The 20,121-nt window shown below is 61.0% G+C and carries 19 protein-coding genes; 9 read left to right on the top strand and 10 right to left on the bottom strand.

Annotation, left to right across the window (positions count from 1 at the left end; all coding sequences use genetic code 11):
* Positions 1-75: 75 nt before the first annotated feature.
* Positions 76-1,359 carry a TCR/Tet family MFS transporter gene (locus ACP7EG_RS14375; protein ID WP_426088132.1) on the bottom strand — a complete coding sequence of 428 codons (1,284 nt, stop codon included), beginning with the start codon at positions 1,357-1,359 and terminating at the stop codon, positions 76-78.
* 119 nt (positions 1,360-1,478) lie between these two features.
* A complete protein-coding gene (locus tag ACP7EG_RS14380; protein ID WP_426088133.1) occupies positions 1,479-2,129 on the bottom strand; it encodes an HD domain-containing protein in 651 nt (216 codons plus the stop codon).
* A gap of 331 nt (positions 2,130-2,460) precedes the next feature.
* Here ACP7EG_RS14380 and ACP7EG_RS14385 point away from each other — a divergent pair, with 331 nt between their 5' ends.
* From ACP7EG_RS14385 to ACP7EG_RS14395, 3 genes are all read left to right on the top strand, one after another.
* Positions 2,461-2,952: a chemotaxis protein CheW gene (locus tag ACP7EG_RS14385; protein ID WP_101480865.1), complete on the top strand. Its 492-nt coding sequence runs from the start codon at positions 2,461-2,463 to the stop codon at positions 2,950-2,952.
* 215 nt (positions 2,953-3,167) lie between these two features.
* A complete protein-coding gene (locus ACP7EG_RS14390; RefSeq protein WP_426088134.1) occupies positions 3,168-4,796 on the top strand; it encodes a methyl-accepting chemotaxis protein in 1,629 nt (542 codons plus the stop codon).
* A gap of 81 nt (positions 4,797-4,877) precedes the next feature.
* Positions 4,878-6,515, top strand: a complete 1,638-nt coding sequence (locus ACP7EG_RS14395; protein WP_426088135.1) for a methyl-accepting chemotaxis protein — start codon at positions 4,878-4,880, stop codon at positions 6,513-6,515.
* Positions 6,516-6,568: 53 nt separating this feature from the next.
* On the opposite strand, the gene ACP7EG_RS14400 is transcribed toward ACP7EG_RS14395, so the two are convergent.
* Genes ACP7EG_RS14400 through mgtA form a run of 3 tightly spaced genes read right to left on the bottom strand, consistent with a single transcriptional unit; the run spans position 6,569 to position 10,140 of the window.
* On the bottom strand, positions 6,569-7,096 hold the full coding sequence (locus tag ACP7EG_RS14400; RefSeq protein ID WP_426088136.1) for a ribonuclease HI family protein: 528 nt from the start codon (positions 7,094-7,096) through the stop codon (positions 6,569-6,571).
* Positions 7,078-7,419: a hypothetical protein gene (locus ACP7EG_RS14405; RefSeq protein ID WP_426088137.1), complete on the bottom strand. Its 342-nt coding sequence runs from the start codon at positions 7,417-7,419 to the stop codon at positions 7,078-7,080. The genes ACP7EG_RS14400 and ACP7EG_RS14405 overlap by 19 nt, the downstream gene beginning before the upstream one ends.
* A 36-nt stretch (positions 7,420-7,455) precedes the next feature.
* Positions 7,456-10,140 carry a magnesium-translocating P-type ATPase gene (gene mgtA, locus ACP7EG_RS14410; RefSeq protein WP_426088138.1) on the bottom strand — a complete coding sequence of 895 codons (2,685 nt, stop codon included), beginning with the start codon at positions 10,138-10,140 and terminating at the stop codon, positions 7,456-7,458.
* A 511-nt stretch (positions 10,141-10,651) separates the two neighbouring features.
* Here mgtA and ACP7EG_RS14415 point away from each other — a divergent pair.
* The 5 genes from ACP7EG_RS14415 (at position 10,652) to ACP7EG_RS14435 (ending at position 12,992) form a co-directional block, all read left to right on the top strand.
* Positions 10,652-10,993, top strand: a complete 342-nt coding sequence (locus ACP7EG_RS14415) for a hypothetical protein (RefSeq protein WP_426088139.1) — start codon at positions 10,652-10,654, stop codon at positions 10,991-10,993.
* Between the two features lie 235 nt (positions 10,994-11,228).
* Entirely contained in the window at positions 11,229-11,675 is a 447-nt protein-coding gene (locus tag ACP7EG_RS14420; RefSeq protein WP_426088140.1) for a GFA family protein, read from the top strand.
* A 137-nt stretch (positions 11,676-11,812) separates the two neighbouring features.
* Positions 11,813-12,118, top strand: coding sequence for a hypothetical protein (locus tag ACP7EG_RS14425; protein WP_426088141.1), 306 nt, complete (start codon positions 11,813-11,815; stop codon positions 12,116-12,118).
* An 83-nt stretch (positions 12,119-12,201) separates the two neighbouring features.
* Positions 12,202-12,537, top strand: coding sequence for a hypothetical protein (locus tag ACP7EG_RS14430; protein ID WP_426088142.1), 336 nt, complete (start codon positions 12,202-12,204; stop codon positions 12,535-12,537).
* 62 nt (positions 12,538-12,599) lie between these two features.
* The gene (locus ACP7EG_RS14435; protein WP_426088143.1) at positions 12,600-12,992 is read left to right on the top strand and encodes a hypothetical protein; all 393 of its coding nucleotides are present in this window, start codon (positions 12,600-12,602) and stop codon (positions 12,990-12,992) included.
* A gap of 164 nt (positions 12,993-13,156) precedes the next feature.
* Here ACP7EG_RS14435 and ACP7EG_RS14440 read toward each other — a convergent pair whose 3' ends face one another.
* Positions 13,157-13,765, bottom strand: a complete 609-nt coding sequence (locus tag ACP7EG_RS14440; protein ID WP_426088144.1) for a TetR/AcrR family transcriptional regulator — start codon at positions 13,763-13,765, stop codon at positions 13,157-13,159.
* A 25-nt stretch (positions 13,766-13,790) separates the two neighbouring features.
* The gene (locus ACP7EG_RS14445; protein WP_426088145.1) at positions 13,791-15,008 is read right to left on the bottom strand and encodes a Bcr/CflA family efflux MFS transporter; all 1,218 of its coding nucleotides are present in this window, start codon (positions 15,006-15,008) and stop codon (positions 13,791-13,793) included.
* Between the two features lie 146 nt (positions 15,009-15,154).
* Here ACP7EG_RS14445 and ACP7EG_RS14450 point away from each other — a divergent pair, with 146 nt between their 5' ends.
* Positions 15,155-15,322: a hypothetical protein gene (locus tag ACP7EG_RS14450; protein ID WP_426088146.1), complete on the top strand. Its 168-nt coding sequence runs from the start codon at positions 15,155-15,157 to the stop codon at positions 15,320-15,322.
* Positions 15,323-15,490: 168 nt separating this feature from the next.
* On the opposite strand, the gene gcvP is transcribed toward ACP7EG_RS14450, so the two are convergent.
* From gcvP to gcvT, 3 genes are all read right to left on the bottom strand, one after another.
* A complete protein-coding gene (gcvP, locus tag ACP7EG_RS14455; protein ID WP_426088147.1) occupies positions 15,491-18,397 on the bottom strand; it encodes an aminomethyl-transferring glycine dehydrogenase in 2,907 nt (968 codons plus the stop codon).
* Positions 18,398-18,509: 112 nt separating this feature from the next.
* The gene (gene gcvH / locus ACP7EG_RS14460) at positions 18,510-18,890 is read right to left on the bottom strand and encodes a glycine cleavage system protein GcvH (RefSeq protein ID WP_071077771.1); all 381 of its coding nucleotides are present in this window, start codon (positions 18,888-18,890) and stop codon (positions 18,510-18,512) included.
* Between the two features lie 80 nt (positions 18,891-18,970).
* Positions 18,971-20,092 carry a glycine cleavage system aminomethyltransferase GcvT gene (gene gcvT, locus ACP7EG_RS14465; protein ID WP_282409269.1) on the bottom strand — a complete coding sequence of 374 codons (1,122 nt, stop codon included), beginning with the start codon at positions 20,090-20,092 and terminating at the stop codon, positions 18,971-18,973.
* Positions 20,093-20,121: the final 29 nt, after the last annotated feature.

Below are 20,121 nucleotides of genomic sequence, written 5' to 3' on the forward strand. Positions count from 1 at the left end.
GCGGGCGTCGGCAACGCCCGCTTGATTATCCCATTCTCGCCTATTTATTTCCCAAATGCAATATTATCTTGCCGACTACTTTGTGGTGGAAACCGCAAGTCTGGCCTGGCGTTGTGCCTTGAAGTAGCGCCAGGCCACCACGATGCCCAGGGTTTGCATGATGGCGCACAGATAGAAGGTGCTGCCGATGCGCCAGTCTTGTGGCGGCAAGTGGCTCACTTCACCGAGGATCATGCTGCCGAGCAAAGGCATGATGATGATGCCCAGGCTGCTGATCGATTGCAGGGAGCCCATCAGTTCTCCCTGTTCGCTGGCGGCCGATGCCTTCGAGATGATGCCTTGCAGGGCCGGTCCGGCGGCAAAGGCCAGCAGGTTGCACAGGATCAGCGCATACATCATCCAGCCTTGCGTCGCCAGGCCGTACAGCAAATAGGTGAGGGCGCCCGAGGCCATGCCCAGCAAGGACAGGCGCACTTCGCCGAAGCGCTTGATGAGGATGCCCAGCAAGCCCGCCTGCACCACGGCCGCGCACAGGCCCACGCAGAACAGGGCGATGCCGTTCTGGCGCGGCGTCCAGTCAAAGCGGAAATGGGTATATAGCACCCAGGTGGTGTTGAGCATCATTTGCGCAAACGTCATCAGGCCGAAGGCCAGCACCAGGCCGCGGATGTCCACGCGGCGCACCAGTTTCAGCAGGGCGGCAAACGGATTGATGCGCGCCCAGGTAAATGGCGCGCGGGGGCCGGGCTGCAGCGATTCGGGCACGCAGAAATAGCCGTAGACGAAATTGGCCGCCGACAGGCCCGCCGCCACGTAAAACGGCAGGTGCAGATTGATCTCGCCCAGCAGGCCGCCCAGCATGGGGCCGCAAATGAAGCCCAGGCCAAAGGCGGCGCCGATCTTGCCGAAGCTCTTGGCGCGGTTGTCGTGCGTGGAAATGTCGGAAGCGTAGGCGGACGCGACCGACATGCTGGCCGACGAGACGCCGCCGATGATGCGGCCGATGAACAGGCAGGCCAGGTTGGGCGCCCAGCCTGTGGCGAGAAAATTGATGCCCATGCCGGCCATCGAGTACAGCAGCACGGGACGGCGTCCCACGCGGTCGCTGATGGCGCCCAGCATGGGCATGAAGATGAACTGCAGCAAGCCGAAGACGGCCGCCATGATGCCGTACCAGAACGCCTGCGCTTCCTTGCCGTTGACAAAGTCGCCGATCAGAATGGGCAGCACGGGCACCACCAGGCCGATGCCCAGCATGTCGATGAAGACGCAGACGAGGATGAAATTGAGGTTGCCGGCGCGCGCGGGCGCGGCGGGGGAGGACGGGGAATGGCTGTCGTGGCTGGTTTTATCGGACATGCATGCTTTCGGCGCGTTGGCAAAGCGCCGGCGCGTGACAGGTTTTTGGCGACGCGCGGCGCGATAGCTGAGGCTTGCATTATAGACAGCATGGGCCATGCTGGCTATCGCCACCAATGTTATGCGCTCATTCCCCATTCGTCAGCAAAGGCGGCGCGAAAATCCGTCAGCACGGCCAGCCGCTGTTCGGCCAGTGCGCGGCCCGCCGCCGTCTGCATCTTGCCGGGCAGCTTGTCGAGCTTGGTGACGATGTGGTCGAGCGCGTAGGCCTTGTCGTCGAGTACGCGATGCTGCGCCAGCGGGTCCGCACCATGCGCCAGCGCGCTATCCATACGCGCCGCCGTATAGAACAGGCGCGCCAGTCCCACGGCACCCAGCGCGTCGATGCGGTCGGCATCCTGCACGATTTGCGCTTCGATGGTGTGCGGCGGCAGATTGGCGGAAAAGCTGTGCGTCTCGATGGCGTGGGCCACGCCAGCCAGTTTTTCTGCCGGGAAATCCAGCTCCGCCAGCTGGCGGCAAGCCAGCGCGGCTGCCTGGCGCGAGGCCAGGTGACGCTCGGGGTGGTTTTTCGGCAAGTTGACCAGGTCGTGCAGATAACAGGCGGCCATCACGGTGAGGGCGTCGGCCTGCGCATGGTCTTGCAGCAGGACGCTGGCATTGCGCCAGACGCGCTGCAGGTGGTTGATGTCGTGGGCGCTGTCGTCGCCCAGGCCGGCCGTGGCCAGTGCCAGCAGGCGTGGTTGCCATTGAGAAAGCAAAGAATGCATGGTTCAAGGTCGTAAAAAGCAGGGGCCGCCAGTGTGGCATAAAACGCCGCCATATGTGGTCGGGGCGTGGTGCCCCGGCGTGCCGCATTTGCCACATAAGTATATTTTGGAAAAGCATCGGCCCGGCGATCGCTCTTTTTTAGTGCATGTAAAATTTACATGGGGTAACATTGCCGCACGGAAATTAGAAACATAAGCTAATTGCTAGAAAGTATTTTCAAAAAACATACAAGTGGCAGCCATTCATTGCATTGTGGATGGCTCGTCACGTCCAGGCCCGCGTACAGCGTGTCCTGGCCTGCGCCCCAGGCGAGTTAACGAAAGGATTATCATGAACACCATTTCCAGCGACACTGGCGCAACCGTTGCCAAGGCTGCCGAATACCTGGCCTTTACCCTGGGCCAGGAAGAGTATGGCATCGACATCCAGAAAGTCAGCGAAATCCGCAGCTATGAAACGCCGACCCGCATCGCCAACGCGCCCGAGTTCGTCAAAGGCGTGGTCAACCTGCGCGGCATCATCGTGCCGATCGTCGACATGCGCATCAAGTTCAACCTGGGTACGCCCAGCTATGACCAGTTCACCGTCGTCATCATCCTCAATATCGGCAATCGCGTGGTCGGTATGGTCGTGGACCGCGTCTCCGACGTCACCACCTTGCTGCCGGAACAGATCAAGCCGGCGCCGGACATGGGCCGCTCGATCAACACGGAATACGTGATCGGCCTGGGCACTATCGACGAGCGCATGCTGATCCTGGTCGATATCGACCAGCTGATGTCCAGCGCCGACATGGGCTTGATCGAGAAACTGGCGGCGTAATGCCGCAGTGAAGAGAATTTCCCTGCATATTGTCAAAAACTATTGACATTAAGTATTGCATATCGTTTCTGCAGGGAGCACGCTAGCGCATTTTACTGGCGCACGGTTCAACTGAACCGTGCGCCAGTTTACTTGGCGGGACAGATTTGGTGGCGTCCGCCATGCTGTCCCTGGCGCTGGCTGCAGGGCCTCTTCTGGATATTAGGATAGTTCACATGAATTTGTTAAGAAACGTCAGCATCGGGGTACGTCTGGGATCGGGTTTCGCCGTCATTTTGCTGTTTTCCATGATCATCACCGGCATCAGTGTCTGGCGTCTGCATGACGTGGCCAGCGCCACGCGCACGATGATGGAAGAACCGCTGGCCAAGGAACGCTATATTTCCGACTGGTATACGCGCATCGACAGTGCCGTGCGGCGCACGATCGCCATCGCCCGCAGCAGCGACACCTCGCTGAGCGGCTATTTTGCCGAAGAGTCGAAAGTGTCGAGCGCCAGCTCGGCTGTCCTGCAAAAGAAGATCGCGGCGCTGCTCAAGGACCCGCAAGAACAGGCCATGTTCGCCAGTTTGCTGGAATTGCGCGAAGTGTATGTCGGCTCGCGCGACCAGGTCTACAAGCTCAAGGGCGAGTCCCAGGCCGAGGCCGCCAATGAAGTGTTTGAAAAAACCTTCGTGCCCGCCGCAGCCAAGTACCAGAAGATGGTCTACGGCTTGCTGGAACACCAACGCGCCACCATCGACGCCACCGCGCGCAAGATCGATGACATCGCCAGCACCAGCCGCAACTTGCTGTTATTGCTGTCGACGCTGGCGCTGGCGTTTGGCGTCGTGTGCGCCTGGCTGTTGACGATGGGCATCGTGCGTCCGCTGCGCACGGCCGTGGACATCGCCCGCAAGGTGGCCGATGGCGACTTGACGGCGCAGATCGACGCCAGCGCCAAGGATGAAACGGGGCAACTGTTGCTGGCGCTGAAGGATATGAACACCAGTCTGCTCAACATCGTGGGCGAAGTGCGCAGCGGCACGGACAGCATCGCGACGTCCTCGACGCAAATTGCCGCCGGCAACCAGGACTTGTCTAGCCGCACGGAAGAGCAGGCCGGTTCGCTGGAAGAAACAGCGTCTTCGATGGAAGAGCTGACGTCGACCGTGAAACAGAATGCGGACAATGCGCGCCAGGCGAACCAGTTGGCGGCGTCGGCCGCGCAAGTGGCCGTCAAGGGGGGCGAAGTGGTGGCGCAAGTGGTGGGCACCATGCAATCGATCAATGCCTCGTCGAACAAGATCGTCGACATCATTTCCGTCATCGATGGTATTGCCTTCCAGACGAACATTTTGGCCCTGAACGCGGCCGTGGAAGCGGCCAGGGCCGGCGAGCAGGGCCGCGGCTTTGCCGTGGTGGCGTCCGAAGTGCGCAACCTGGCGCAGCGCTCGGCATCGGCGGCAAAAGAGATCAAGACCCTGATCGGCGCGTCGGTGGAACAAGTCAACGCGGGCAGCATGCTGGTGGCGCAAGCCGGTTCGACCATGAACGATATCGTCGACAGCGTGCAGCGCGTAAGCGACATCATCACGGAAATCACGGCGGCCAGCAGCGAGCAAAGCGTGGGCATCGACGAGATCAACCGCGCCATCGGCCAGATGGACGCCGTGACGCAACAAAATGCTGCCCTGGTGGAAGAGTCGGCTGCGGCCGCCGAATCCATGCAGCACCAGGCGCACAACCTGGCGCAAGTGGTCAGCGTGTTCAAGCTCAATGGCCAGCAGGCCAAGGTGAGTGGCGCGAGCACGCTGAAGCAGCCGGCAGCGCCGCAAACCGCCCTGCGCCTCGGCGCACGCTGAATGCCGCTGCGGCTGCCCCGTGCAGCCGCAGCCTTCTGCTCCCTTTTATATAGTCTGGTTCCGCTTTTTTAGGATATTCACATGAATTTGTTAAGAAACGTCAGTATTGGTGTGCGTCTCGGCCTGGGTTTTGCCGTCATTTTGCTGTTTTCCATGGTCATTACCGGCATCAGCGTCTGGCGTTTGCACGACGTGGCCACCGCCACGCGCACCATGATGGAGCAGCCGCTGGCGAAGGAACGCTATATTTCCGACTGGTACAGCAAGATCGACAGCGGCATCCGCCGCACCACGGCCATCGTGCGCAGCGCCGACACCTCGCTGGGGCCGTATTTTGCGGAAGAAGCGAAACAGTCGTCCGTCGTCTCGAGTGAACTGCAAAAGAAAATCGAAGCCCTGATTTCCGGACCGCAAGAAACGGAACTGTTCCGCCAGGTCAGCGAAATGCGCAAGGTGTATCTGGATTCCCGTGAGCAAGTATCGAAGCTGAAGGCGGCCGGCCAGACGGAAGAAGCGGAGAAGGCCTTCCAGGCTGTCTTCGTGCCCGGCTCGACCAAATACCAGAAAGTCATCATGAACATGCTGGAACACCAGCGCGCCAGCATCGACGCCACCGCGCGCGAGATCGATGCCGTCGCCAAGACCAGCCGCAACCTGCTGCTGGCGCTGGCCGCGCTGGCACTGGGCTTTGGCGTCGTCTGTGCCTGGGTCTTGACGATGGGCATCGTGCGCCCCCTGCGCACGGCCGTGGACATCGCCCGCAAGGTGGCCGATGGCGACTTGACGGCGCAGATCGACGCCAGCGCCAAGGATGAGACGGGGCAATTGCTGCAAGCGCTGAAGGACATGAACACCAGCCTGCTCAATATCGTCGGCGAAGTGCGCAGCGGTACGGACAGCATCGCGACGTCCTCGACGCAAATTGCCGCCGGCAACCAGGACCTGTCTTCCCGTACGGAAGAGCAAGCGGGTTCGCTGGAAGAAACGGCGTCTTCGATGGAAGAGTTGACCAGCACCGTGAAACAGAATGCGGACAATGCGCGCCAGGCGAATCAATTGGCGGCGTCGGCCGCGCAAGTGGCCGTCAAGGGTGGCGAAGTGGTGGCGCAAGTGGTGGGCACCATGGAATCGATCAATGCCTCGTCGAACAAGATCGTCGACATCATTTCCGTCATCGATGGCATCGCCTTCCAGACGAATATCCTGGCTCTGAATGCGGCCGTGGAAGCGGCGCGCGCAGGCGAGCAGGGCCGCGGCTTTGCCGTCGTGGCCTCGGAAGTGCGCAACCTGGCGCAGCGTTCGGCTTCGGCTGCGAAAGAGATCAAGACCCTGATCGGCGCGTCCGTGGAGCAAGTCAACGCGGGCAGCATGCTGGTGGCGCAAGCCGGCTCGACCATGAACGACATCGTCGACAGCGTGCAGCGCGTGAGCGACATCATCACGGAAATCACGGCGGCCAGCAGCGAGCAAAGCGTGGGCATCGACGAGATCAACCGTGCCATCGGTCAGATGGATGCCGTGACGCAACAAAATGCGGCCCTGGTGGAAGAGTCGGCGGCGGCTGCCGAATCCATGCAGCACCAGGCGCACAACCTGGCGCAAGTGGTCAGCGTGTTTAAATTGAATGGCCAGCAGGCCACGGTCAGTGGTTTGAAGGGTGTAAAACGTCCGGCAAGCAAGGAAGCCAAGGCTAGCTTGCAGATCGGCCGCGCCGCTTAAGTTGCTTACCCCGTAACGGCTGGGGTCGTACCCTGAGGGTACGACCCCGGTATTTAAGCCTCTGGGGTGAAGCCGGCGATCGCCAGCTGCGACAGCCGGTCCGCCTCGCCATTCCTGTGGCGCGGTAGCCAGCGCAAGCTCACATCATTGAATTGTTCCAGCAGGGCCACTACGGTGGCCCTGTGCGTTTCCAGCCCCTTGGCGCCGACAGGCGTCGTTCCCAGCACATCATTGATCACTACCTGGCTGTCGCCGAACAGCAGCAGTTGCTCGGGCGGCGGGCACACGGCCTGCGCCGCCTGCAGCACGGCGATCAGGGCCGCATATTCCGCGTCGCTGCTGCTGCCATAACCGGCCGCCTGACTCACTTCGATGCGCTCGCCCTCCGGCCCCAGCAGCAGGGCGCCTATGCCCAGCTTGCCCGGGTTCGGATGGGCGGAACCATCGAACCAGCCGCGCCAGGCTTGCGGGCCGCCGTGGTCCTGGCGACTGAGCACCAGCTGCGCGCGGCGCGCCTGCATCTTTGCTTCCTTGCGCAGTTTCCGTGCCTCTGCTTCCGCCGTCATGGCTGGAGGAACCATGTGTCGATCAGGCTGCCTATCCAGCAGGCCACCAGCACGCTTACGGCCACGGTCATGGCGGGACCGTCGTTGGCGGACAGCGCATCGACTTTTTCCACGATCAGCTGCACGTCGAGGGGCAGGGCGCCACTGTCGATCTGTGCCATAACTTGGTCCAAACGTGCCATGATCTGGCGCAATACCATCACCAGGGCGACCAGGGCAGGCACGAGGAAGAGGCAGCCGCGGGCCTTGCGGTGCAAGACAAAATGCCCGCTGCCGGGAAACACCAGCGCCGACAGCAGCAGGGCGAGATTACGCTTGGAAAGAGGGGAACCGCTCATGCGTGCCTTTGTGAGGAGAAAGAGCGGTCCATCATACTATTGCCAGCCGAATTTGCGCAGGTACACGCGTTTCATGAACGTCGTCAGCACGGTGTAGCAGACGAGGATGCCCAGCAGCCAAGGGAAGTAGCCCAGTGGCAGGGCTTGCAGCTTGAAGTAGGTTGCCAGCGGTCCCATCGGCAGGAACACGCCCACGGCCATGATGAGGGTCGTGGCCACCAGCAGGGGTACGGAGGCGATGCTGTCGATGAAGGGCAACTTGGGCGTGCGGATCAGGTGCACGATCAGGGTTTGCGTCAGCAAGCCCACGACGAACCAGCCGGACTGGAACAGGGTCTGCTGTTCTGGCGTATTCGCGCCAAATACATGCCACATCAAGATAAAGGTGCTGATGTCGAAGATCGAGCTGATGGGACCGAAGAACACCATGAAGCGGCCGATGTCGCGCGGGTTCCAGCTCAGCGGCTTCTGGATCAGTTCGGCGTCGACGTTATCGAACGGGATGGCGATCTGCGACACGTCATACAGCAGGTTTTGCACCAGCAAGTGCAGCGGCAGCATGGGTAAAAACGGCAGGAAGGCGCTGGCTACCAGCACGGAAAACACATTGCCGAAGTTCGAGCTGGCCGTCATGCGGATGTATTTGAGCATGTTGCTGAAGGTGCGCCGGCCTTCCAGCACGCCTTCTTCCAGCACCATCAGGCTCTTTTCCAGCAGGATGATGTCGGCCGCTTCCTTGGCGATATCGACGGCCGAATCGACGGAAATGCCGATGTCGGCTGCGCGCAGGGCGGGCGCGTCGTTGATGCCGTCGCCCATGAAGCCGACGATATGACCATTGCCGCGCAGGGCGCGCACCAGGCGCTCCTTGTGCAGTGGGCTGAGCTTGGCAAACACGGTATTCTCTTCAGCCGCGCGGGCCAGGGTGGCGTCGTCCATCTCGTCCAGTTGCGGGCCTTGCAGCACGCCATGCACGGCCAGGCCCACTTCGCGGCAAATCTTCGCCGTCACCAGGTGGTTGTCGCCCGTCAAAACTTTCACGGTGACGCCATGTTCCGCCAGCGCGCGCAGGGCGGGCGCCGTCGATTCCTTCGGAGGATCAAGAAACGCCACATAGCCGATCAGGGTCAGCGCCGTTTCATCGGCCACGCCGTACACGGTTTTATGCGGCGGCACTTCCTTGACGGCCACGGCCACCACTCTTAGCCCTTCCGCATTCAGGCCGTGCGTGGTATCGAGCACCTTCGCCAGCAGGGAGGCGTCGAGCGGCACGTCCACGCCATTCAGGCGCAAATGGCTGCAGGCGGCAAGGATTTCCTCGACGGCGCCCTTGCAGATCAGCTCATGGTGGTCATTCTTTTCGGAAACGACGACGGACATGCGGCGGCGCACGAAATCGAAGGGGATTTCATCGACTTTCACGTAATCGCGCGCCAGTTGCATTTCCGTTTGCAATTCCACATGGTCGAGCACGGCGCGGTCCAGCAGGTTTTTCAAGCCCGTCTGGTAGTGGCTGTTCAAGTAAGCGAACTGCAGCACTTCATCGGAGGGCTGGCCAAATACGTCCGTGTGGCGCTCGAGCACGATCTTGTCCTGCGTCAAGGTGCCTGTCTTGTCCGTGCACAACACGTCCATGGCGCCGAAGTTCTGGATGGCATCCAGGCGTTTCACGACGACTTTCTTTTTCGACAGTTTCACGGCACCCTTGGCCAGGGTACTGGTGACGATCATGGGCAGCATTTCCGGCGTCAGGCCCACGGCGACAGAGAGGGCGAACAGGAATGCTTCCATCCAGTCGCCCTTGGTCCAGCCGTTGATCAGGAACACCAGCGGCGCCATCACGAGGGCGAAGCGAATCAGCAGCCAGCTGACGCTATTCACGCCCGCCTCAAACGCCGTCGGCGTGCGCTCGGTGGCCGTCACGCGCGTGGCGATGGTGCCGAAATACGTGCGGTTGCCGGTCGCCAGGACCAGCGCGGTGGCCGCACCCGAGATCACGTTCGTGCCCATGAACAGCAGATTGGCCAGCTCCATCGGGTCTTTGCCATGGGCATCGGCGAGTTCCGCCATCTTTTCCACCGGCAAGGATTCGCCCGTCATGGCGGCCTGGCTGACGAACAGGTCTTTCGCGGACAGCAAACGGCAATCGGCGGGGATCATGTCGCCGGCCGACAGCACGATGATGTCGCCCTGCACCAGCTGGCGGATGGGCAGCTCGATCTGCTGGCCATTGCGCAGCACGGTGGCGGTATTGCTGACCATGGCTTTCAGGCGCTCGGCGGCGCGGTTCGAGCGGCCTTCCTGCACGAAGCGCAGCAGCGTCGACAAAATCACCATGGTGCCGATGACGATGGTGGCCTTCGGGTCTTCCGTCAGGTAGGAAACAATCGCCAGCACGGTGAGCAGCAGGTTGAACGGATTCTTGTAGCACAGCCACAGGTGCTGGTACCAGGCCAGCGGTTTTTCATGCTCGACTTCATTCGGACCCGTTTGCGCGCCGATGACTTGCGCCTCGGCATCGCGCAAGCCTTCCAGGCGCGTATGCAGGCGGTTCAGGGCGCTGTCCAGCTCTTCGTGGGCGGCGGCCAGCAGCTGGCGCGCCAGATGGTCGGGCACGGGGCGGGCCGTGCTGTTTTCCAGCGGCATGGCGCGGCGGCGGAAATGGCCGGCCGTATGGCGCTTGCGCAGGAATGATTCGAATAAGCGGGTGAAGAGATTCATGGCTCTTCCTTTCACGGCGAGGTGTTGACGGGCGGCGCAGCCGCAGGCAAGACTTGCGTGCCGCCAAGACACAATAGTGCTGGCTGGCAATCCGGGTCAGTAGCCGGTCGCGATCGGAAAGAGGGGGCGAGGCGCGCAGCCAGACTGGCTGCGAGAGACACCGCACCTTGCTCAGCAAGGCACGGAGGAAAGGAAGTTCCGCGTTGCTTGCTGTTTAGCTGCCGAGGCAATCACCGATACAAGATCGGCTACTGTCACTAGAACAAGTACCCACGTGGGACTCCGTAAATGAATAATGGGGGCATCTTATGCACGCGCTTCAAGGGTGTCAACTGAAGAAGTCTTAGGTTTCCAAAGTGTAATGTGGGTGTGGGCTTTGTTTTGGCCGGACGCGGCCATTCGCGTTGCTGTGACAATGTGTGATCCTTTCTGCTTGGCAATCCGTTATGCTCGGGTACGCTGATGGGCTGGAAATAGCCATGGTGAACACGATGCAAATACAGAAAAACACATGTCTATGGAATTCATCGTTGGGGCAGTCATAGCGGGACTTGTTGTCATGTTCTTTGCCGGCAAGCACTTTTCAAAAAAACTGCCCAAAGAAACACATTTCGAATGTGCCCGTTGCGGGACGCTTGCACGCCATACCGATCGCACCATCGACGCCTGGCGCAACAACAAAACCACATTCTTCTGCCAGTCCTGTCATCTCAAATGGGTACGTGCCAGGGCGCCACGCGAGCGTGAGCGTAGCGCTTCTCCTGCCGGTTCCAGATCTGGATGCCTTGGCGTTGTTGTGCTGTTTGCCGTCGTTCCGCTGGCTGGCTTGCTACTGGTGCACGCGTATGCCTGACCCATTTTTGGCGTGGTGTGCCTTGCCAAAAACCTCTGGTTCCCAGCCAGCTTCCACGATGTTGCTGCTCAGTACGTCTGGAAACCGGAGGATGACTGTTTTACGGCGACGGTATTGGCCAGTCTGGGCTGGCAGGATATTTATTTAAGGGTCTACGTACCTGAGTTTTTCGACACCATAGGGCGAGACCTGCCAACGACGGCAAGCGGCCAGAAGCCGTCATTGAAAGGAAAAAATGGAAAACACGGATGGAAAGTTACGAGGCTCATGCCATTGTGGAGCTGTAAGATTTCAAGTTCAACTTACCGACGGACTCAAGACAGCACGGCGCTGCAACTGCTCCTATTGCCGCATGCGCGGCGCGATCGCGGTTTCTGCAGCGCTTCAGGATATAGAGATTACTTCTGGCGAGGAATTGCTCACGCTCTATCAGTTCCACACCATGCAAGCGAAGCACTATTTCTGCTCAAAATGCGGGATATACACACATCACCAACGCCGGTCAAAACCCGATCAATTCGGGATCAATGTGGCCTGCCTGGAAGGAATTAGTCCGTTTGACTTTGAAGAGGTACCAGTAAACGAAGGACGCCTCCATCCAAAAGACGAAAGTGCTGCAGGCGGGCCTGACATCGCTGGGTACCTGCGCTTTTTTCCTAATACCGGCCATCAAAGAGCTTGATCATTGAGCGACCTCAATAATCTCTTCGAGGCGAAACCTGCTGACGACGGCAACCGGCCAAAAGCGGACCAAGTCAATTGAAATAAGGAGGTGGTGTGTCAGTCGCAGATGAGTTTTGCAAGGCACTGGATAGGGGGATGGCCGAACTCAGCGATGATGAGTGGTCTGTCACGAAGATCAGAGAGCGCGCGCTTATTTGCGTGGCCCCAAACGACGCATTCGGTAGCATTTCCGGGGTTTTGAATTTAGCAGGCAAGCAGTCAGACGAATATGCTTTCGTATCCTGCTGTTGGTTTGCGATGGATTTGGTGAGACTCAGTGATACGACCGAGCCTCCATCGGGTGTGGCGGAAGTGTTGATTTCGCTGCAACCAGCAGCAAAGAAATTTGGAACTGCTAACGAGTTAAAAAATATTGCTAACTGGTATCGGCTGACAATTTGAAGCAACGTCAATAGGCCACTACCGGCCAGTAGCGGACAGAGTCACGCAAGGCACCGCTCATTTTTCTCTAACTCAATACTTTCATGTCCAACCAATCGCTAATCGCTTGGATTGAATCCTGTTTGAAACGTGTCCAGGCACAGCAAGATACCGCACTGGCTTTAGCCGACTCGATTAGAGGGAACGGCAAAGCATTAGAGGCGATGCCATACGCCTTGATAAAAGAAATAGAGGGCATGGCCATGGACCTGGATATCGCTCAGTGGCACGATGAAGATGGATTCGTTCCTGAGCTAGGTCTCATTCTTTTGCGAGTCGAAGATTGGCTGGCGAAACTGCCCGTGACGTGTGATCTCACAGCAGCTATCGACCAGAAGCCAACATTCAAAAAACCGGCAGTCAACAAGCTACCCGCATGAGACCAAACTTCAACGATATAGCAGGACTATGGGAACGAGATGGATCGCTTCGAGACGTCTACGTGCAGAATACTGAAGCTATCCACTGGGATCGCTTTGACCGCCTACTCAACCAATACGAATGCACGTACAGCTTTGATGGGGCTGCGCTCCCATTTCCGGGATCGCGCAACGTTTTGGCGAATCGTGAAGGTTCACATTTGTTGTCGATTCTGTTGGATGGCCCGGTTGTAATCTGCTGTCATTTCTTCGTCTCCGAGCAGTTAGAACTCGATATCTCACCGAAGGAAGTTGCTGGGTCCTTGCAGCATGAGCAGGTCCTGTCATTCGTTGAAAACCTGGCTGAGGCTCTAGAACTTCCTGTGGACATCACCCCTGAAAATTGCGAGAAAAACCCGTTTCTAACGTATGTATCCCAGGCTAAATCGTGGCATATACCCGGTGATCCGCAATAGTGGCCAACGTCCGCAATGGGGCGAAAACGGAACTTCGCAGGCGAAAAATCCGCCAGCAAGCCGTACCACATTTGAAGGTGGCAAAGCGGTGCTTCCGAAGAGCCGATAGCGGCTTGTGTCAGGCATGTTTGTCGGTTCGTAGTGTGGCTATAAGCCATGCCGCATCAGGCCGGTTGCACCGCCATCGCCAGCGAATCGGACAGGATTTGCCACAAGGCCGCATGGCGTTGCTGCAGGGCGGCGCCGCCCGCGTAGATCAGTTCCACATGCAGGCTGTCGACGATGCCCAGGTAGGCTTGCGCATACAGGTCGATGCGCTGCGGCGCCAAGGTGGGCGCGAATCGGCCCAGGCTGGCCATGTAGTGTTGCTGCAACTGTGCCAGCAAGGCTTCGTATCCTGTGCCGACTTCGATGCGCAGGGTGGCGGGCGGCAGGTAGGCCGTGCGTAGCAAGAAGCGCAAATGGGCCGAATCGGCGTAGCGCTGGGCCATGCTGTCGCAGTACAGGGCGCCGGCCAGCTGGCCGCCGGGTGCCGCCAGCGCCGCTTCGTCGGCGAAGCAGGCATCCATGAAGGCTTGCTCTTCGGCCAGCGCGTCGGCAAACACGTCCAGAAACAGGGCGTCTTTGCCGGTGAAGTGGGAGTACAGCGAAGCCTTGCGCATGCCGGCCTGTTCGGCAATGTCGCTGAGGGACGAGGCATCGTAGCCATGTTCCGAAAAGTGCACGACGGCGACGGCGCAGATGTTATCGGCCGAGGCCGAGCGTTTCTTCATATGAGGGTAGTGGTTGGGTGAAGCGTCAGTGCGCGCCCAGACTGCTGGCATGGACCGGATGGACGCGCGCAGTGGCCAGGGTCAGCCATGATACCAGCAGGCCGGCCACCGTCAAGAACAGCAGCCAGGGCAATGGCCCCCATTCGGACAGGCTGGCCGCCAGCGGCGTGGCCAGCGACGACAAGGTCATCTGGATGGCGCCCAGCAATGCCGCCGTGGAGCCGAGCGCACGCTGTTGCGAACCCATGGCCATGGCCATCAGCGCCGCTTCCGCGATGCCCAGGCCAAACAGGGCCACGAACATGCCGGGCACGACGGCGACGATGCCGAAGCCCGCCCAGGCGCCCAGCAAGGCCAGCACGGCGCCGCCCAGCATGGCGGCGCTGCCCGCCACGCAGAGGCGCGCCACGCCGTGTTGTTCCACCAGGCGGCCGCTGGCCATCGCGCCCAACAGCACGGCCACGCCCGTGGCGCCAAACACCAGGCCGAAACTGCCGGCGGACAAGCCGAAATCGCGCTGGTACACGAGCGACGCCCCACCGATGTAGGCAAACAGGAAAAAGAAAGTGGCGGACAGGGCCAGCGCGGGCAGCAGGAATGCACGGTCCAGCGCGATGCGCGTATACGTGCGGTGCAGGCCGCGCGGCGAGACGCGGCGGGCGTGTGGTAGCGTTTCCGGCAAGAACAGCGCGCTATTGAGCAGGGTCAAGGCGCCCAGCGCGGCCAGGGCCAGCATCACGGCGCGCCAGCCGTAATGCGCATCGAGCAAGCCGCCCACGGCCGGCGCCAGCACGGGCGCCAGGCCCACGATGGTCATCAACAGGGCAAACAGCTGCGCCGCTTTGACCCCATCGGCCACGTCGCGCACCATGCTCATCACCACGACCAGGGTCAGCGCCGCGCCCAGGCCCTGCAGCAAACGCGCCAGCAGCAGGGTGGCCAGCTGGTCCGCCTGCGATGCCCACACGGCCGCCACGATGTAGACGGCGATGCCGGCCAAGAGCGGACGGCGCCGGCCCAGCATGTCCGTCAGGGGCCCGCACAGCAACTGCCCTGCGCCCAGGGCCAGCAGGAAGACGGTCAGGCTCAGCTGTACATTCGCATACGAGGTGTGCAGCTCGCGCGCCATGGCGGGCATCGAGGCCAGGTACATGTCGATGCCTGCCGGACCGAGCACGGCCACCAGGGCCAGGGAGGCCGCCAGCCCAAGACTGGCGGCGGGGAGAGTGGTTTGCTGCTGCATTGCGATTCCTTCATGTCATCAAAAAAACGGGGCATGGACGCCGCCGTGTTTTTTATTGTACACTTACTGCCTACCGGTAGGTAGCTTGTTCAATCAATGAAAAGGATGAGAGCAATGAAGAAAGAAACAATGACGGGAGAGACGGCATGATGGAAGTGGGAATCTCGCTCAGCGGCGTGGCGGTCGCCTTGCTGTTTGCCGCCTGGAGCTCGCACCGCACCCGCTGCGAGCGGCGCGATGTCATGTTGCTGACGATACTGGGCACCGTGCTGGGCTTGCCGGGCGCGGTCTTGCTGGCGTTGCCGGTTGCGTAGGTCGGATTAGCGGAGCGTAATCCGACAACATTGTTGGCGAGGCCGGTGGTGGTGTCGGATTACGCGCTCACGCGCTAATCCGACCTACCCTTGCGGGCATGAAAAAAGGCAGGCCGTCTGGCCTGCCTTCCTGTCGCTGGCACGCCCGCCTAAGCGGGCGCTTGGCGTTTACTCTTCTTCGTAAGAGCTGATCGGGGCGCAGCCGCAGAACAGGTTGCGGTCGCCGTAGACGTTGTCGGCGCGGCCGACCGGTGGCCAGTATTTGCGCTGGCGCAGGGAAGCGACGGGGTAGGCCGCGATTTCACGGCTGTACTTGCGTTCCCAGTTGTCCGACATCAACACCTGCGCCGTGTGCGGCGCATGCTTCAACGGGTTGTCGTCGTGGTCGAACTCACCGCTGGCGACCTTGGCAATTTCCGCGCGGATGGCGATCATGGCGTCGATGAAGCGGTCGATTTCCACTTTCGATTCGCTTTCAGTCGGCTCGATCATCAAGGTGCCCGGTACGGGGAAGCTCATGGTCGGCGCATGGAAACCGAAGTCCATCAAACGCTTGGCCACGTCTTCGTTGCTGATGCCGGTGGCGTCCGTGATCGGGCGCAGGTCCAGGATGCACTCGTGCGCGACCAGGCCGTCGTGGCCCGAGTACAGCACGGGGTAGTGCGGCGCCAGGCGGCGCGCGATGTAGTTCGCTGCCAGAATCGCCGTCTCGGTCGCTGCCGTCAAGCCTTCCGCGCCCATCATGGCGATATACATCCACGAAATCGGCAAGATGCTGGCCGAGCCGAATGGTGCGGCGCTGACGGCGCCTATCCCTGCATCGGCGGCGTCGCGCCGGTAGCCCGTAGAACGCTGGTTCGGCAGGAACTTCGCCAGGTGGGCGCCCACGCCGATCGGGCCGACGCCTGGTCCGCCACCGCCGTGTGGGATGCAGAAGGTTTTGTGCAGGTTCAGGTGCGAGACGTCGCCGCCAAACGAGCCGGGAGCGGCCACGCCGACCAGCGCGTTCATGTTGGCGCCGTCGATGTAGACCTGGCCGCCGTGCGAGTGGATGATCTCGCACAGTTCCTGGATGCCTTCTTCAAACACGCCGTGGGTGGACGGGTAGGTGACCATCACGCAAGCCAGGTTGGCGCTGTGCTTTTCCGCTTTCGCTTTCAGGTCGGCCAGGTCGACGTTGCCGTTGGCGTCGCAGCTGGTGACGACCACCTGCATGCCGACCATGTTGGCCGATGCTGGGTTGGTGCCGTGCGCCGACGACGGGATCAGGCAGATGTTGCGGTGGCCTTCACCGCGCGATTCGTGATACGCCTTGATCACCAGCAGACCCGCGTATTCGCCCTGCGAACCGGCGTTCGGCTGCAGCGAGACGGCCGCGTAGCCTGTCAGCGCGCACAGCATCTCTTCCAGCTGCGCGATCATTTCGCGGTAGCCCACCGTTTGCGCATCGGGCGCGAACGGGTGGATGTTGGAGAATTCCGGCCAGGTGACGGGAATCATTTCGGACGTCGCGTTCAGCTTCATGGTGCACGAACCGAGCGGGATCATGGTGCGGTCCAGCGCCAGGTCCTTGTCGGCCAGGCTGCGCAGGTAGCGCAGCATTTCGTGTTCCGAATGGTAGCTGTTGAAGACGGGGTGGGTCAGGTAGGCGCTGGTCCGGCTCAGTTGTGCCGGCAGCGCGCTGCTCACATTCGCTTCAACGGCGTCCAGGTCAGGCGCGGCAGGCGCGTTGGCCAGGCCGTGCGCGAAGACCTTCCACAGCAGCGCGATATCGTCGCGCGTGGTGGTTTCGTCCAAGGACACGCCGACATGGGTGGCGTCGATCTTGCGCAGGTTGACGCCGTGGTGTATGGCCGTCGCGTGCAGTTGCGCCGCATCGGCGACGTTGACGGTCAATGTGTCGAAGTAGCTCGCATTGACGACGCCATAGCCGAGCGTCTTCAGGTTGGCGGCCAGCACGCCCGTAAAACGGTGCACGCGCTGGGCGATCTGCAGCAGGCCGGCGGGGCCGTGGTAGACGGCGTACATCGAGGCCATCACGGCCAGCAGCACTTGCGCCGTGCAGATGTTCGAGGTGGCTTTCTCGCGGCGGATATGCTGTTCGCGCGTTTGCAGGGCCAGGCGGTACGCCTTGTTGCCTTGCGCATCGACGGTCACGCCCACCAGGCGGCCCGACATATTGCGTTTGAATTCATCGCGCGTGGACAGGTAGCCCGCGTGCGGGCCGCCGAAACCGAGCGGTACGCCGAAGCGCTGGCTGTTGCCGACGACGACGTCGGCGCCCCATTCGCCAGGTGGCGTGAGCATGGTCAGGGCCAGCAGGTCGGCAGCGACAATGACCATTGCGCCATTCGCATGCAGTTTTTCCACACCAGCGCGGTAGTCGCGCACGACACCGTTCACGCCAGGGTATTGCAGCAGCACGCCGAAGCAGGCGTCCAGCGCTTCGATTTCCGCCGGATCGAAGGTGCGCACCTCGATGCCGATCGGCTGGGCGCGCGTCTGCACCACTTCCAGCGTTTGCGGCAGCACGTCATTGGCCACATACAGCACGTTCGATTTCGACTTGCCCACGCGCTGGATCAGTGTCATCGCTTCGGCGGCGGCCGTGCCTTCGTCCAGCATCGATGCGTTCGAGATGCCCATGCCGGTCAAATCCGTGATCACTTGCTGGAAGTTCAAAATCGCTTCCAGGCGGCCTTGCGAAATCTCCGGCTGGTAAGGCGTGTACGCCGTGTACCAGGCCGGGTTTTCAAAGATGTTGCGCAGCACGACGCCAGGCGTAAACGTGTTGTAGTAGCCCTGGCCGATCAGGGATTTGAGCACCTGGTTCTTGCCGGCGATGGCTTTCAGGCGCGACAGGGCTTCCTGTTCCGGCATCGGCTGCGAATACGCGCCCAATGGCAGGGCGCCCTTGTTGCGGATGTTGGCCGGTACCAGGGCGTCGATCAGCGCGGCGCGCGATGGATAGCCGAGGGTCGCCAGCATGGCTTGCTGTTCGGTGGCGGAAGGGCCGATGTGGCGGGCGATGAAGGCATCGCGTGCTTCGAGTTGGGTCAGGCTGGTGCGGGTCATGATATAGAGGCCAAAAAAGACTGAAAAACCGGGAGGCGGCGCGCGGGCGCTGCTGTAATTTATTGCAACCAAAGCAAACGGGCCGCAAACGCGGCCCGTGAGTCAAACGCGATTACGCACTGGTGGTGGCGCCATAGGCGGCGGCGTCGAGCAAGCCGTCCAGGGCCGACACGTCGGCTGGCTTGATCTTGAACAGCCAGTTGGCGTAGGCGTCGGCGTTGATCGACTCAGGCGAGTTGACCACGTCGTCGTTGACGGCCACGACTTCGCCAGCGATCGGCGCGTAGATGTCGCTCGCGGCCTTGACCGATTCCACCACGGCGGCATCGTCGCCGGCGCCATAGGTGTTGCCCACGCTTGGCAGTTCGACGAAGACGATGTCGCCCAGGGCATCCTGCGCGTACTCGGTGATGCCGACGGTGACGGTGCCGTCGCCTTCAAGGCGTACCCATTCGTGGGAGGCGGTGTACTTCAGGTCTGCAGGAATGTTCATGTGTGGCTCCAGATGGTAAGTGTTCGTTATTGATTATGTTTATTCGGTCTTGCGGGCGGTGGCTCTCTATCGCTAATCGCTTACGCAACCAGGATTTTACCGTTACGCACGAAAGGCAGCTTGACGACGGAGGCGGCCAGTTGCTTGCCGCGGATTTCCACGTGCACGCTGTCGCCCACGTTCACGCCGTTGGGCACGCGCGCCAGGGCGATCGCTTCCTGCATGGTGGGGCTGAAGGTGCCGCTGGTGATTTCGCCCGTGGCGTCGCTGCCGGCGATGATGACTTTTTGATGGGCGCGCAGCACGCCGCCTTTTTCGCGCAGGATCAGGCCGACGAATTGCGCGTTCTGGCCTTTGGCCAGCAGGGCGGCCTTGCCGATGAAATCACGCTCGCTGACCAGGTCGATGGTCCACGCCAGGCCCGCGTCGAGCGGGTTGACGCTTTCGTCCATGTCCTGGCCGTACAGGTTCATGCCCGCTTCCAGGCGCAGGGTGTCGCGCGCACCGAGGCCGGCCGGCTTGACGCCGGCGGCGATCAGGGCGTTCCACAGCGCTTCCACCTGGGTCGCCGATACGCCGATTTCAAAGCCGTCTTCGCCCGTGTAGCCGGTGCGCGCCAGCATGACTTCGCCGAACGCGGTGTCCTTGATGATGACGACGTTGAACGGTTTGATGGCTTCGGACGCGGCTTGCGTTTCCGGCAGCACTTGCCATACCTTGGCGCGCGCGTTCGGGCCTTGCACGGCCACCAGGGCCATCGGATCGTTGGCATTGCGGCGTTCGGTAATCGTCAGGCCGCTGTTGGTGGCTGTATTTTGCTGCTGCATCCAGGCCACGTCTTTTTCCGCCGTGCCCGCGTTGACGACGAGGCGGAACCAGTTTTCATTGAAGAAGTAGACGATCAGGTCATCGATGACGGTACCTTCGGCATTCAGCATGCACGAGTACAGCGCCTTGCCCGACACTTGCAGCTTGTCGACGTTATTGGCCAGCAAACCGCGCAAAAAGGCGCGCACGTTCGGGCCTTCGATATCGACCACGCACATATGCGACACGTCGAACATGCCGGCGTCGCCGCGCACGGCGTTGTGTTCTTCGATTTGCGAGCCGTAGTTGACGGGCATGTCCCAGCCGCCGAAATCGACCATGCGGGCGCCGAGGGCACGGTGGGCGTTGTTGAGTGGGGTCGCTTTGAGCGTCATGGATTCCTCGGGACGAAGGTAAAGGGGGA

The organism is Janthinobacterium sp. PSPC1-1, from assembly GCF_049897625.1.
GTDB lineage: Bacteria > Pseudomonadota > Gammaproteobacteria > Burkholderiales > Burkholderiaceae_D > Janthinobacterium > Janthinobacterium tructae.